Here is a 13,777-nt window from a genome sequence, read left to right as displayed (position 1 = left end):
AAAATTCGGTTCAAACACACAGGGGCTTGTTGGCCGTAACCAGCGGAACCACCTGTGTATCGAAGCATTTAAGCGCCGCACCGATGGCCTGATGCATGTCAAGATAGCGGTAAGTGCCCAAACGGCCACCGAAGATTACATTCGGCTCCTGCACGGTCAAGGCGACATAACGCTCATACAGGTCACGGTCGGCCGGTGTGGCGATCGGGTAATAGGGCTCGTCACCTTTGCCGGCGAAGCGGGAGAATTCCCGCGCGATGATGGTCTTGTCACCATCAAACGGCCGTTCGGGGTGCAGATGCCGGAATTCATGGATGCGGGTGAAGGGGACATTGCTGTCGGCATAATTCATCACCGAGGTGCCCTGGAAATCGGGCGTCTGTGCCACTTCCCATTCCAGATCGACGGTGCGCCAGCCGAGTTCCCCGAACTGGTAATCATAATAGCGGTCGATGGCACCGGTATAGATGATGGGCTTGCCGGCCGGAATGTGATGCCGGATATCGAAGAAATCGACCCCCAGGAACAGCTGAATCTTCGGCTGGTTCAGCATGTTGCGGAAGATGGCGCCATAGCCGCCCAGCGGCATGCCTTCGAACCGGTCGGCGAAATAGCGATCATCAAAGGTGAAGCGCACCGGCAGCCGGCCAATGATCGAGGCCGGCAGCTGACGCGGATCGGTCTGCCACTGCTTCATCGTATAGCCGCGAATGAAGGCGTCATAGAGGGAGCGACCGATCGATTTGACAGCCTTCTCTTCCAGATTGGCGGGCTCGCCGATATTTTCGGCTGCCATTTCCTTTGCCACCAGGGCGCGGGCTTCATCCGGTGTGAAATGCTTACCGAAAAAGGAGCAAATGGTGCCGAGATTGATCGGCATGGAGAAGACCCGGTCACCATGCACGGTGAATACCCGATGGCGATATTCGGAAAATTGCGTGAAACGGTTGATGTAGGTCCATACCTCTTCCGAATTGGTATGGAAAATATGGGTGCCGTAGGGGTGCACCTCAATGCCGGTTTCGGCATTGATCTCAGAATAGGAATTGCCGCCGAAATGGGTGCGCTTATCCAGCACGGCGACGGTCAGGCCAAGTTCGCGGGCGGCGCGTTCGGCAATGGTGGCGCCGAAAAAGCCGCTGCCCACTACGATAAGGTCAAAACCGTCGAAATTCATCTTTATCCCTCAAAAAATCCCGCGCACCGCAGCGTGAGGTGGGCGGGATTACTGTTACCGTCGGTCAAGGGCGGATTGCAAGGGCGGGTTATGGGCGCGACTGCCATGGCAGAGCGCCGCGGACGCCTTACCCCTTATAGCCATTCGGATGACGGCGGCGCCATTCCCAGGCTGTGCTGACCATGGTTTCCAGGTCAGGCAGTGCTGCGGTCCATCCAGTTTCCCGTTGCAGGCGGCTGCCATCGGCCACCAGCACAGCCGGGTCGCCGGCGCGGCGCGGGGCTATGCGGACCGGGATGGGTTTGCCGATCACCTTTTCCGCAGCCTCCACGACCTGGCGCACAGAATAGCCGCGGCCAGTTCCAACATTATAGCGCACGGACCGTTCATCCAGCACAGTCAGCACCTTGATATGAGCAGCGGCAATGTCACAGACATGGACATAGTCACGGATGCAGGTGCCATCCGGAGTGTCGTAATCGTCGCCGTAGATATCCAGATGGGTCCGCTGGCCCAGGGCAACCTGCAGCACAATCGGGATCAGGTGCGTTTCTGGCTGGTGATCTTCGCCCAGATGGCCGTCCGGGTGGGCGCCAGCGGCGTTGAAATAGCGCAGCGCCGCTGAGCGCAGCCCGTGGCAGCGATCAGCCCAGTGCAGCAGCCGTTCCACCATATATTTACCCTCGCCATACGGGCTTCCGGGGTCGATGGGGCTGTCCTCTGTAATGGGGCGGCCATCGCTTGATGCGAAGATATTGGCGGTGGATGACAGCACCAGTTTGGGCACCTTATGGGCGATCGCCGCATCGATCACGGTCTGGGCCACCTGTACATTACCCGCCAGATAAGGGCCGGGATCCCGCATGGATTCCCCCACCAGGGAACGGGCGGCGAAATGCATCACGGCGTGATAGGGGCGGGCCGCCAGCAACCGGTCCAGCAACGGGCGGTCGCCCGCATTGCCGACCACAAAATCGGCTGCCACCGGGACGGCCGGCCGGTGGCCTTGGCTCAGATCATCCACCACCGTCACCAGATACCCGGCGCGGCATAAAGCCGCCACCGCGTGGCTGCCAACATAACCGGCCCCGCCGGTCACCAGGATTGAATGAACTGTTGCCATTTGAACCCGCATTGCCTGGACCCTGCCGCCAATTCACAGGTCGGTGAATGGGCGGAACTCGGCCCTGTTTGTACCCACTTTCAGCAAGATCTGTAAAATTGTAATTTGGCATTGCAACAGACGTATCCGGTCCTCTCCTTCCGGCTTATAAGTCTCTATTCCTGAAGAGAATGAGATGAGGTTTCATCATGACCGTCCTTGTCACCGGTGCGGCCGGCTTCATCGGTCTGCATGTCACCCAGGCGCTGTTGGCGCGGGGCGATCGGGTGGTCGGGATCGATAATTTCAACGACTATTATGATGTCCGGCTGAAAGAGGCGCGGGCGGCATTGCTGGCAGGGAATCCGCGGTTCAGCCTGACGCGACTGGACATCGCCGACCGCACGGGCATGGAGGAATTTTTCGCCCGCCATTCCGACATTACCGGGATTGTCCATCTGGCGGCCCAGGCCGGTGTCCGCTATTCGCTGGAAAATCCTTATGCCTATGTCCAGTCCAACCTGATGGGGCAGGTGGTGATGCTGGAAGGGGCGCGTCACCTGACCGCTCTGCGGCATTTCGTTTATGCCAGTTCGTCCTCCGTCTATGGTGGTAACGAAAAGCAGCCCTTTGCGGTGGGGGATGCGGTGGATCGGCCGGTCTCGCTTTATGCCGCCACCAAGCGGGCTGATGAGTTGATGACCCGGACCTACAGCCATCTTTATGGTTTGCCGGCCACGGGCTTGCGGTTCTTTACCGTTTACGGTCCCTGGGGCCGGCCGGATATGGCGCCGTTTCTGTTTGCCGGCGCTGTGGCGGCAGGGCGGCCGATCCGTGTTTTCAATCACGGACAGATGTGGCGCGACTTTACCTATATTGATGACATTGTTGCCGGCGTGCTGGCCGCGCTGGACCGCCCGGCCCAGCCGGCGCCGGAGCAGCCGGGCGGCGATCTGGTTCCCCATCGCCTGTATAATCTGGGAAATAACCGTCCCGAACGGCTGCTGGACTTTATCGCTGCCATAGAGGCCGCCCTGGGCCGTAAGGCTGAAATGATCATGGAGCCGATGCAGCCCGGCGATGTTCCTGCAACCTATGCCGATATTGCCGCCAGCACGGCCGATCTGGCTTATCTGCCCCAGACCAGCATGGCCGAAGGGGTTGCACGCTTCATCGCCTGGTATCGGGCCTTCTACCAGCTTGATTGACGCAGCATCTTTGCAGCCTTCCGGATGATGCGACCGGGTGCCGCATCGCCGCGGCAACGGGGGAGGAATAATATGCATATGAAATGCATATTATGGAGAGGCGGCCATGGCCAGGATCGTTCCCGAGCTGAAACACGATCATCTTGAACTGAAGCATATTCTGGAGGAGGTGCGCCGCCAGGGAATCGGCACCCAAGCCGGGCGGCAAACGCTTCTGGCGGCGCGGGATCGGTTCATCCGCCATATCCAGCGGGAGGATGAAGCCTTCTATCCCGATTATCGTCGTCTGGCCCGTCGCGACCCATTGCGGGCCGCGACGGCAGACCGGTTTGCCGAGGAGATGCACCAGCTGGGCGCAGCCATCCTCGCCTTCTTTGACAAATATAAGGATGGGGGCGAGGGGATGGCCTTCGCCATCGATTTCGGCCGGATCAGCGCCCAGCTGCAATCCCGCCTGCATAAGGAGGAGGCGATCCTCTATGCCCGCTATGAGGAGATGGCCGCCGGTGAGGCGGCCTGATCGGTCGGCGGATCAATAGAAGACAGCAAAACGGGCGACCCCGGCGGGATCGCCCGTGGCTGCGACCGGCAGGGCTGGATTACGATTCCGCGCCCATCTGCTCCTGCAGGTAATTCTGGATGCCGACCCGATCGATCAGGCCCAGCTGGGTTTCCAGCCAGTCAATATGTTCCTCGGTATCCTCCAGAATGCGGCGGAAGATTTCCTTGGACTGGTAATCGCGGATGCCCTCGCAATATTGCATCGCTTCGATCAGTTCGGTGCGGTTGCGGGTTTCAATCGCCAGATCGCCCTGGAAGCATTCCGGCACTTCCTCGCCGATCATCAGCTTGTGCAGATCCTGCAGGTTGGGCAGCCCCTCCAGGAACAGAATCCGCTCGATCAGCTGATCGGCGTGCTTCATCTCCCCGATGGATTCCTCGTAGACCTTCTTGGCCAGCCGCAGGAAACCCCAGTTCTTGATGATGCGCGCGTGCAGGAAATACTGGTTGATGGCCGTCAGCTCGTTCGTGAGGATCGTGTTGAGATGACGGATGACGGTGGGATCGCCCTTCATGGGAACCTTCATGCGGATGGTGGTGGTGGGAATGGCTATCACATCAACGGCCGGCTTGTCGCCTTGGTAAAGGGCGCTGATGTGGTCAAGAAATCATGTCTTGGCAATACTGGCACATCTTCTGCCATCTGTCGCGTGATAACGTCTTGCAACTGAAGCATAATGCAGTTGATAACTGGTTTCATTGTCGTTCTGCCGGAATCTATAGTTCAATAATGCTGATGATTGTCGTTCTCGACGTTCCGGGTTACTCTACCTGGAACGCCGATGCCGATGCTGCTGGCGATATAGGGGAGAGAAAGCGGGAATGGCGCGTCAGCTGCGATATTTTGAGGATCTGGCCCCCGGTCTGGTGCTGGAATTCGGTGACCGCCTGATCACGGCGGAGGAGATTGTGGCCTTTGCCCGTGATTATGATCCCCAGCCGTTCCATCTGGATGAGGCGGCGGGCCGGCAGACGCATTTTGGCGGGCTGGTGGCCAGCGGCTGGCAGACTTGCGGGATCATGATGCGGTTGATGGTGGATCATTATCTCTGTCCGGAAACCTCGCTGGGTTCCCCCGGCCTGGACGAATTGCGCTGGCTGCGCCCGGTGCGGCCGGGCGACCGTCTGCGGGTCCGGCTGGAAGTGCTGGAGACACGGGTATCCCGCTCCCGGCCGGAAATGGGTACCGTGCGTCAACGCACAGAGGTGCTGAACCAGAAGGATGAGGTGGTGATGACCACTATCTCCGTCGGGATGATTCGCCGCCGGGAACCTGCTCCATGATGCGGCGCTGGATGATCCAAGCGCATGATTTTCTTTCACCCGCCTGCAATCATTGGTGCAATCAGCAGCCAAGCTGGCATAATGTGCGGATAACTGGCCTGGCGGCCGATCAACAACAAGCTTTTCCGGTGCGCTCTCATCATGGCTCGTGACTTCACTGATTTCGCCCCCGGTGAATGGGTTGAGGAGCTGCAGCCCCCGCGCCGGCGCCTGCAGGTTATGGCCATCCATGCCCGTCCGGGCATCAAGGCAGCCAATGTGGAACTGGCGATTGCCGGCAATGTGGTGGACCGGTTGAGCCTGTCGATCTTCGCCCTGTCAGACGCCAACCGTTTCCGCCGCCTGCGTTGACGGGGCGCCCTTTCGACGCCCCTTGATGTATGCTTTGCCGGAAGTACTGGGTGGTCAGTTGCGGCGGCCGGTGAGAAGCCGCCGTCCCAGCCGCCACAGATAGATAGCGATCACGCCGAAGACCACGATCTTGGAAATCGGATCGACATAATCCTGCACCTGCTCATACTGGCTTTGCAGCAGATACCCTGCTGCTGTCAGCACACTGGTCCATACCAGAGAACCCAGGGTGGTCAGCGCCAGGAAACCCGGCAGTGACATGGCGGCCAGCCCGGCCGGCACGGAAATCAGCGTGCGGATGGCCGGGATAAGCCGGCCATAGAGCACGGCCTTGCGCCCATGACGGTCGAACCAGTTAAAGGCCTTCAGCACATCGGGCGGGTCCATTGTCATGATGAAACCGAATCGGTCGGCCATGCGGAACAGGCGCTCGCGCCCGAAGGCGCGGCCCAGCCAATACCAGGGCAGCGCCCCCAGAACCGATCCAGCGGTACCGAACAGCACGGCCAGCACCGGGTCCATCTTGCCCTGTGCAGCCAGAAAACCGCCCAGCGGCATGATCAGTTCTGACGGGATGGGGGGAAAAAGATTTTCCAAAAACATCAGGGCCAGCAGGCCCCAATATCCCATCTGCTCCACCAGACCCAACAATTGTTCGAACATGATCCTGCTGCCATTCTGTTTTTTCGATTGCCCGCGCTTTCTGATACGCGCAGGTGCCGTGCTGTAACCCAGGCAATTCCGCCTGTCATGGGTAAACGCCGCAACCGGCCGGGCGATGGCATGGCCGAGGAGGGGGGAGTCGAATTATGCGACGTTTGTCGCGGACGATGATGCTGTCCCTTTGATGCTCTATTCCTTTAGGGGAATTTTCGGCTATCATGGGGTTCAGAACAGTGGGGAAGTCCGGTTGCACGGCGGTACCCCCGTTTGTGCGCGGTATGTTCCCCCTATGGTCAGGGCGGTTTGGTAGGAGAGTGCGATGGTATTGTCCAGGCGGGTCGCCGAGCCCCCGAAGGCGGGAGAATGGCTGGAGGAATTGAAGGTGCCGCGTCGGCGCCTTCTTGTTCACGCTGTCCACCAACATGCAACGCGCCCGGTTCATGTCGAATTCCTGGTGGAGGGCCGCTCCAGCGACCGGCTGTCCCTGGCGTTGGAGGTTGTCCTGGATGCTACTCGCTTCCGCCGTCTTGGGCACAGTCAGAACGCAGCTTGATCCGGCCTGACCGGTCATTTTGTCAGCGCCGTACCCTGGCGGGTGCGGCGCTTTTTTTATACCAGCGCGCGAATTCATGACCGATGGTCAAGCTTTCGTGCCGCCCAATCGCTGGCGATCAGCGCCGGCAGTAAAATTGGTTAATAGGTTATTGATATTCTCTTCTTGGGAAACAAATGTTCTTTCAAATGGATCAATTTTAAGATGAAAATCGAAATTTCTGCCATGACGCAAGAGAATGGATGGCCATTTCTGTTATTGTCCCGTTAACTTGTTGATAATATTGATGCACAGCCCCTATCCCCCGGTATAGGTTTCCAGCACTGTATCCATTGACCTGAACCGTGTTTGATGCCCAATAAGGCAAGCTGGGGAAGACATAAGATGTACTTATGTTTTCCCCTTGTCATTGCAATGGGGATCATCAGGTGAAGGCAATGGTAGAAGGCTGGGGGGCGCGGCTGGTCCCGGTGATCTTGTCCGGCGGCTCGGGCACCCGGTTATGGCCGCTCTCGCGGGAGAATTATCCCAAGCAATTCCTGCGCCTGATGTCTGATCGCTCCTTGCTGCAGGAAACGGTCGTGCGTTGCCAGGAGGCTGGTTTCGCCGCCCCGATGCTGGTGGCCAGCGAGGGGCATCGCTTTGTCGTTGCGGAACAGCTGTTGGAACAGGGCGTGGAACCCCAGGCCCTGCTGCTGGAGCCGGTGGCCCGCAATACGGGGCCGGCCATCTGTGCTGCGGCCCTGCTGCTGGCGGAAACCGATCCTGACCGGTTGATGCTGGTGCTGCCGGCTGACCATGTCATTACCGATGGCGATGCCTGGGCCGAGGCGGTGCGGGCGGCGGCGCCGGCCGCTGCCGCTGGCTTGCTGATGACCTTCGGTATCCGCCCGGAACGGGCCGAAACGGGCTTCGGCTGGATCGCCGAAGGGCAGCCGCTGGACGATCTGCCGGGCGCTTTCCACATTGCCGAATTCGTGGAAAAGCCGGAACGCGCTGTGGCTGAGGCCATGCTGGCGGGGGGCCGCCATGTCTGGAATAGCGGCATGTTCCTGTTCAAGCCCTCCCAGCTGGTGGCGGAGATGGAGCGGTTTGAACCCGATCTGGTGGCCCATGTCCGGGCCGCCGTGGCCGGGCGCCGCAAGGATACCGATTTTGTGCGACTGGCGGCGGAGCCCTTTGGCGCGGCGCGGTCCATTTCCATTGATGATGCCGTCTTTGCCCGTACAAAGCTGGCCGGGGTGATGCCCTGTTCCATTGGCTGGAACGATATCGGCTCCTGGGCAGCGCTGCATGACATTGTGGAGCGGGACGAGCATGGCAATGTCGCGCTCGGCGATGCGGTGATCGAGCGGTCGGAAGGCTGCTATGTGCGCACCGACGGCGTGTTGACGGCGGTGCTGGGGGCCCGCGATCTGGTGGTGGTGGCCACCTCTGACGCCATCCTGGTGGCGGACAAGGCAGAGGTGCAGAATGTCAAGACCATCGTGCAGCGGCTGAAGAAGGCGGGGCGGTCGGAGGCGGAAAGCCGGCCGCGCCAGTACCGCCCCTGGGGGTACTTTCAGCCGCTGCAATCCGGCCACCGGTTTCAGGTGAAGCGGTTGATGGTGAAGCCGGGGGAGAAGCTCTCGCTGCAACGCCATTTCCACCGCTCCGAACATTGGATCGTCGTCAATGGCACCGCCCTGGTCACGCGGGACGGGGAACAGTTCATGGTGCGGGAGAATGAATCCGTCTATCTGCCCATAGGGTCGGTCCATCGGCTGGAAAACCCCGGCTGCATCCCGCTGAACCTGATTGAGGTCGCCGCCGGCTCCTATCTGGGTGAAGACGATATCGTCCGGCTGGAGGATGATTATGGCCGCGAGTGAGCGCCAACCCTCTATCGTGTTGTGCCGGAGCTGCTGAGCCAATCATGCAGAACCGTCGCCGCACGCTTGCCCTGGATAGTGAAATCGGTGTCCGTCGGGCCACCGATATCGGGGGTGCTGAACCAGCGCCAGATCAACACGTCGCGAAAGCCGCGCTGATCCAGGGCGGCCAGCCAGTGCGCCAGCGCCTCGGCCTGCACCTGCTCATCCGGCTGGGCCTCCCGCTCCTCCGCACTCTCCCAGGGTTTGGCCTGGGCACCGGTGGCAGAACGCAGGCCCAGCTCAGCAATCCACAGCGGTTTGCCGATCCGGTCACGCCATTTGACCAGTTCATCGGCGTTACCGGTCACGGCTTCGCTGATATTGGCCGGGTTTTCCCCCAGGGGGGCGTACAGGCTGACGGCGGCCACATCCAGCAGATCCCAGAAGGGGACGCGCAGCACCTCCCCATCCCAATGGGCGACATAGGTCAGCAGCCCCTGATAATGCCGGCGGACGCGGGCGATCATCTCCCGCCATTCCGGCCGGTGGCTGGTGCCGCGCAGTTCGGTGCCGATGGCGAAGCCCTCCGCCCCCTCGGCGGCGGCCAGCTGCGCCAGGGTCTCCAGCCCGCTGCCATAGCCGCTGAACCAGCGCTCCCAGGCGCCCTCACCGGTGGGATTGACGGCGCCGGCCCAGGTCTGCGGCACCCAGACATGGGGTTTCAGCAGCACTTTCAACCCCAGCCCGCGCGCCTGGCGGATGCCGGCGCGCAGCTCTTCCAGCGGGATGTCGCTGCCCAGCGCAATGTCGGCGCTTTCTGGCTTGGCCTGCCAGAAGAAACAGACCAGCGCCACGGCATCGGCCCCCAGCGCCTTCAGCATCGCCAGCGACTGGCCACAGGCGGCACTGCCCAAGGGCGCTTCCGGTGTGCGCGTCAGGTTGACGCCGCGCCAGGGCCCCGCCTGCCGGGCAGCACCCGCCGGCCAGCAGCCCGGCAGGGCCAGCATCAGGGGCAGGGCCAGGAAATGCCGCCGCACGATCATCAACCCTTCTCCTTTTCCTCAATCATGCCGACTGTCCCCGCCCTTTACAGGAACTTTTCCATGAAGACCATGTTGCAGACTGTCCTTCTGGCCACTGTCGCCATGGCCTTCCCCCTGGCTGCCGATGCGGCGGCTAAGAAACCGGCAGCGGTGGCAAAGCCCAAGACGGAGGCGGCCCCGGCCGCACCCGTGGCGCCGCCTACCCCCGCCCCTGCGGCTTTGGCCAAGGCACCGCGCCTGCTGGACCGGCAGGTGACGCTGGCGGAACTGGGCTTTACCGAGGGGCTGAGCTTCAACGGCTTTTCCGGTCAGCGCGACCTGTTCTTCCCCGTGCCGGACGGTGTACCGGTCAGCGGGCTGCGGCTGGAAGGGGTGCTGGACAGCGCCATTCCCGGCCCGATCCGCGCGGCGGCCCAGATCGCCATTGATGGCCGCCCGCGCTGGAGCGGGGTGCTGGGCACCGCCGCTGTGCCGCTGGCGCTGGACGTGGCGCGGACGGGGCAGGGTCAGGATTATGTCCGGGTCGGCTTCACCTATGGTGCGGCCTGGACCGATGATCGTTGCGCCGATCAGCGTCTGCCCGGCGGCTATGTCACCCTGGCGCCGGAAACGGCGCTGCATTACAGCTACGATCCGGCTTCCATCACCAGCCTGCGCGCCGCCATGGCGGTGTTGCCCCGCCATGTCCGCATCGCCCTGTCGGCGGCACCGCTGAGCCGGGACCATTACGAAGCGGCCCTGGTGCTGGCCGCAGAACTGGGCCGTCAGGGCCACAAGGTCAGCTTCCTGCGGCTGCCCGCCAGCCTGCCGGCGGAACCGGAACAGGCCCCGGCAGAAATCATCATCGCGCCCGCCGCCGAACTGGCGGCGCTGAAGGGGGACGGCAGCGGGACGGCCCGCCTGCTGCGCAATGGCCGCTTCCCCCTGGTGGTACTGACCGACGGGGCCAATGCGCAGACGGCGCTGTATCTGGCGTCCGACTGGCGGGCTTTGGCGGGGGGCGCGCAGGTCACACCGCGTGCCAGCCAGCCGGCGGTGAAACCCGATCCCGACGCCATCGCCTTTACCCGGCTGGGGCTGGGCCAGGGCGTGCAGGAGGTGGTCGACCGGGGCGAATGGCAGCTGCGGCTGGATTATGCCATGGTGCCCAAGGGCAAGCGCCCGGCCGCCCTGCGGGTTGAGCTGGCGCCCGGTGCTGCCATGACCAGCCAGCCGCAGCTGGCCCATATTTTCGTCAATGACCTGCTGCTGCGCTCGGTGACGCTGGATGGCGGCGCCCAGGCCCGCGCCCTGACGGTGCCGCTGCCCGACGGGCTGCTGGGCCGCAGCAATGCCATCCGTGTGGTGCTGCAGCGCCAGCCGGTCGCCGGCAATTGCAAGGATGCGCCCCTGGCCTCCCCGGCGCAGCTGCTGCCGGGCAGTGCCGTGGAACTGGTGGCCGACAAGGCAGACCCGGCTGATTTCTACGCCCTGGGTTCCGCCTTTGCCGAGGGGCTGATGGTGGTGGTACCACAGGCGGCCCTGGCCGACCCCGCCAATTCCCTGGCCCTGGCGGTGAAGGCGCTGAACGGCCTGTCCCCCAGCAGCCAGGGTCTGCAGGTGGTCCTGGATGAGGGCAAGGCGCCGACGCGGCCCTTCCTGCTGCTGCCCGGCAGCAAACTGCCCGCCGGCATTGATCTGCCGGTGGCGATGGAGGAAGGGTTCGTCAAGGTGGTGGACCGGCAGAAGCGCCTGTTGCTGGATGTCTCCGGCACGCCCGGCCTGCTGGTGGCCCAGCTGGCCACGGCCGGCGGGCAGCCGGGCCTGGTGCTGCAATCGGGTGGCAGCGGGCCGATCCCGGTGCCGGCCGCCCTGGCGCTGGATAAGGGCAATGTCGCCTTCGCCGATGCCAGCGGCCTGCTGATGAGCCTGGATACGCTGCGCGAACGCGCGGTGCGGGTGGAGGTGGGCGAGGCATCGGCCTGGGCCGACTGGGTGGACCGTTTCCGCATCCTGCTGGTGGCTGGCGTCTGGGTGGCGCTGACCGCCGCCGTGGCCGGCATCGCCGCCCGCTGGTATCGCAGCCGTTCCAAGCCCAAGGCCTGAGCGGGGTTGATGGGATGAACAGCTTCTCCTCCCCACCCATCGGTGAATTGCTGATTGCCAACGGCCTGCTCCGGCTGGATCAGCTGGAGCGTGCGCTGGAACTGCAGCGGCAATGGAACGTGCGCTTCGGCGATATCGTCATTTCCCAGGGCATGGTGAAGCCACGCGATTTTTACCGCACCCTGGCCGACCGGTTCGGGCTGGCCTTCATGGATCTGATGGAGGCGCGGCCTGACCCGACTCTGGCGCGGGCAGAACATATGGATGATTATGCCCGCCTGCTGCTGCTGCCCTGGCGGCGGCAGGGTGGGCAGGTGATTGTCGCCACCGCTGATCCGGGGCCGGAGGCGCTGCTGTTCGCGCGCCGGCATTTTGGGCCGGATGTCTGGATGGTCGTCACCTCCAAGTTCGACATCCTCTGGACCCTGCAGCGCACCTTTGAAAAGGAATATAGCCACAAGGCCGTGTTCGGGCTGGCCGACATGGACCCGGAAAGCTCCGCCAAGCAGGTGGTGACGCCGCAGCAGGGACTGTTTTTATATCTCTGCCTTACCGTGCTGCTGGCCGGCTTTGCCTTTGCCCCGGTGGGCACGCTGATCGCCTTCAATCTGGTGATGGCGGTCTTCTATCTGGGCAATTTCGTGCTGAAATCGGTGCTGGTGGCCTTTGGGGCCAATGCCCGCGTCGTGGACCGCAAGGTGACCGACGCGGAGGTAAAGGCGCTGAAGGATGATGACCTGCCGGTCTTCACCGTGCTGGTGCCGATGTATAAGGAACCGGAGGTACTGCCCATCCTTGCCGCCGCGCTGCGGCGGCTGGATTATCCGATGGCCAAGCTGGATATCAAGCTGGTGCTGGAGGCGGGAGACCGCGAAACCATTGATGCGGCCAAGGCCCTGGGTCTGGAAGGCTCCTTCGAGATTATCCGCGTCCCGGCCTCCAAGCCGCAGACCAAGCCCAAGGCCTGCAACTATGCCATCAATTTTGCCCGGGGCGATTATCTGGTGATCTTCGATGCCGAAGATCAGCCGGAACCGGATCAGCTGAAGAAAGTGGTCATCGCCTTTGAAAAGGCCGGGCCGCAGGTTGCCTGCATCCAGTGCCGCCTGAATTATTTCAATGCGGAGGAGAACTGGCTGACCCGGATGTTCACGCTCGATTACTCGCTCTGGTTTGATTACATGCTGCCGGGGCTGGAACGGCTGCGTATTCCCATTCCGCTGGGCGGTACGTCGAACCATTTCCGGATGGATGTGCTGCGCAAGCTCCATTCCTGGGATCCGTTCAATGTGACGGAGGATGCCGATCTGGGCGTGCGGCTGACGCAGAAGGGCTATCGGGTGGCCGTCTGCAACTCCACCACGTTTGAGGAAGCCAACGTCTCCATCCCCAACTGGATCCGGCAGCGTTCGCGCTGGATCAAGGGCTATATGCAGACCTATCTGGTGCATATGCGCCATCCCTGGCGCCTCTACCGCTCGGTGGGGGCGGGGGGGTTCTGGGGCTTTCAGTTCTTTGTCGGCGGCACCATGCTGTCGGGCATCCTCAACCCGATCTTCTGGGGCTTCTACCTGTTCTGGCTGCTGTTTGGCGGCGCCTTCCTGGATCAGCTGTTCCCGACGGCGCTGTTATACCTGTCGCTGTTCAACCTGCTGGCCGGCAATGGTCTGTTCACCTATCTGTCGATCATCGCCCCGGTGAAGCGGGGCTGGATGAATCTGGCGCCCTGGGGGCTGACGGTGGCGGGCTATTGGGCGCTGATGTCGGTGGCGGCCTATAAGGCGCTGTGGCAGCTGGTGCGCAACCCCTTCTATTGGGAAAAGACCCAGCACGGCCTCTCCGCTGTGACCAAGCAGGAGGTGGCCAAGGCGATGGCCAGCATGAACCAGTGACGGCC

Annotated in this window: 13 protein-coding genes; 8 read left to right on the top strand and 5 right to left on the bottom strand. The window is 62.3% G+C overall.

Annotation, left to right across the window (positions count from 1 at the left end):
• Positions 1-10: 10 nt before the first annotated feature.
• Together glf and galE are read right to left on the bottom strand one after the other, a co-directional pair.
• Positions 11-1,177, bottom strand: a complete 1,167-nt coding sequence (gene glf / locus CHB97_RS15990) for a UDP-galactopyranose mutase (protein ID WP_089288981.1) — start codon at positions 1,175-1,177, stop codon at positions 11-13.
• Positions 1,178-1,304: 127 nt separating this feature from the next.
• Positions 1,305-2,300: a UDP-glucose 4-epimerase GalE gene (galE, locus tag CHB97_RS15985; protein ID WP_089288980.1), complete on the bottom strand. Its 996-nt coding sequence runs from the start codon at positions 2,298-2,300 to the stop codon at positions 1,305-1,307.
• Between the two features lie 188 nt (positions 2,301-2,488).
• Between galE and CHB97_RS15980 the strand changes: the two genes are divergently transcribed.
• Both CHB97_RS15980 and CHB97_RS15975 read left to right on the top strand, forming a co-directional pair.
• Positions 2,489-3,487: an SDR family NAD(P)-dependent oxidoreductase gene (locus CHB97_RS15980; RefSeq protein WP_089288979.1), complete on the top strand. Its 999-nt coding sequence runs from the start codon at positions 2,489-2,491 to the stop codon at positions 3,485-3,487.
• 106 nt (positions 3,488-3,593) lie between these two features.
• Complete coding sequence (locus CHB97_RS15975) at positions 3,594-4,007, top strand: hemerythrin domain-containing protein (protein WP_089288978.1); 414 nt, start codon at positions 3,594-3,596, stop codon at positions 4,005-4,007.
• Positions 4,008-4,086: 79 nt separating this feature from the next.
• Here the strand turns inward: CHB97_RS15975 and bfr are convergent, their stop codons facing one another.
• Positions 4,087-4,563, bottom strand: a complete 477-nt coding sequence (bfr, locus tag CHB97_RS15970) for a bacterioferritin (protein ID WP_089288977.1) — start codon at positions 4,561-4,563, stop codon at positions 4,087-4,089.
• Positions 4,564-4,870: 307 nt separating this feature from the next.
• Between bfr and CHB97_RS15965 the strand changes: the two genes are divergently transcribed.
• From CHB97_RS15965 to CHB97_RS15960, 3 genes are read left to right on the top strand one after another with little or no spacing between them, the layout of a single operon-like run.
• The gene (locus tag CHB97_RS15965; protein WP_200819977.1) at positions 4,871-5,332 is read left to right on the top strand and encodes a MaoC family dehydratase; all 462 of its coding nucleotides are present in this window, start codon (positions 4,871-4,873) and stop codon (positions 5,330-5,332) included.
• Positions 5,329-5,484, top strand: coding sequence for a hypothetical protein (locus CHB97_RS26435; protein WP_160105916.1), 156 nt, complete (start codon positions 5,329-5,331; stop codon positions 5,482-5,484). The genes CHB97_RS15965 and CHB97_RS26435 overlap by 4 nt, the downstream gene beginning before the upstream one ends.
• Positions 5,474-5,683, top strand: coding sequence for a hypothetical protein (locus tag CHB97_RS15960; RefSeq protein ID WP_089288976.1), 210 nt, complete (start codon positions 5,474-5,476; stop codon positions 5,681-5,683). Before CHB97_RS26435 ends, CHB97_RS15960 begins: the two co-directional genes overlap by 11 nt.
• 54 nt (positions 5,684-5,737) lie before the next feature.
• Here CHB97_RS15960 and CHB97_RS15955 read toward each other — a convergent pair whose 3' ends face one another.
• Positions 5,738-6,346, bottom strand: coding sequence for a DedA family protein (locus CHB97_RS15955; protein ID WP_089288975.1), 609 nt, complete (start codon positions 6,344-6,346; stop codon positions 5,738-5,740).
• A 990-nt stretch (positions 6,347-7,336) separates the two neighbouring features.
• On the opposite strand from CHB97_RS15955, the gene CHB97_RS15945 reads away from it, so the two are divergent.
• Positions 7,337-8,770: a mannose-1-phosphate guanylyltransferase/mannose-6-phosphate isomerase gene (locus tag CHB97_RS15945; protein ID WP_089289034.1), complete on the top strand. Its 1,434-nt coding sequence runs from the start codon at positions 7,337-7,339 to the stop codon at positions 8,768-8,770.
• An 11-nt stretch (positions 8,771-8,781) separates the two neighbouring features.
• Here the strand turns inward: CHB97_RS15945 and CHB97_RS15940 are convergent, their stop codons facing one another.
• On the bottom strand, positions 8,782-9,795 hold the full coding sequence (locus CHB97_RS15940) for a hypothetical protein (protein ID WP_089288973.1): 1,014 nt from the start codon (positions 9,793-9,795) through the stop codon (positions 8,782-8,784).
• A gap of 60 nt (positions 9,796-9,855) precedes the next feature.
• Here CHB97_RS15940 and CHB97_RS15935 point away from each other — a divergent pair, with 60 nt between their 5' ends.
• Complete coding sequence (locus tag CHB97_RS15935) at positions 9,856-11,880, top strand: hypothetical protein (protein ID WP_089288972.1); 2,025 nt, start codon at positions 9,856-9,858, stop codon at positions 11,878-11,880.
• A 14-nt stretch (positions 11,881-11,894) separates the two neighbouring features.
• Positions 11,895-13,772, top strand: a complete 1,878-nt coding sequence (locus CHB97_RS15930; protein ID WP_089288971.1) for a glycosyltransferase family 2 protein — start codon at positions 11,895-11,897, stop codon at positions 13,770-13,772.
• The last annotated feature ends 5 nt before the right edge of the window (positions 13,773-13,777 follow it).

This window comes from Azospirillum sp. RU38E (assembly GCF_900188385.1).
Taxonomy (GTDB): Bacteria; Pseudomonadota; Alphaproteobacteria; order Azospirillales; family Azospirillaceae; genus Niveispirillum.
The sequence above is the reverse complement of the archived record's forward strand: the minus strand, read 5'-3'. Positions and strand labels throughout refer to the sequence as shown.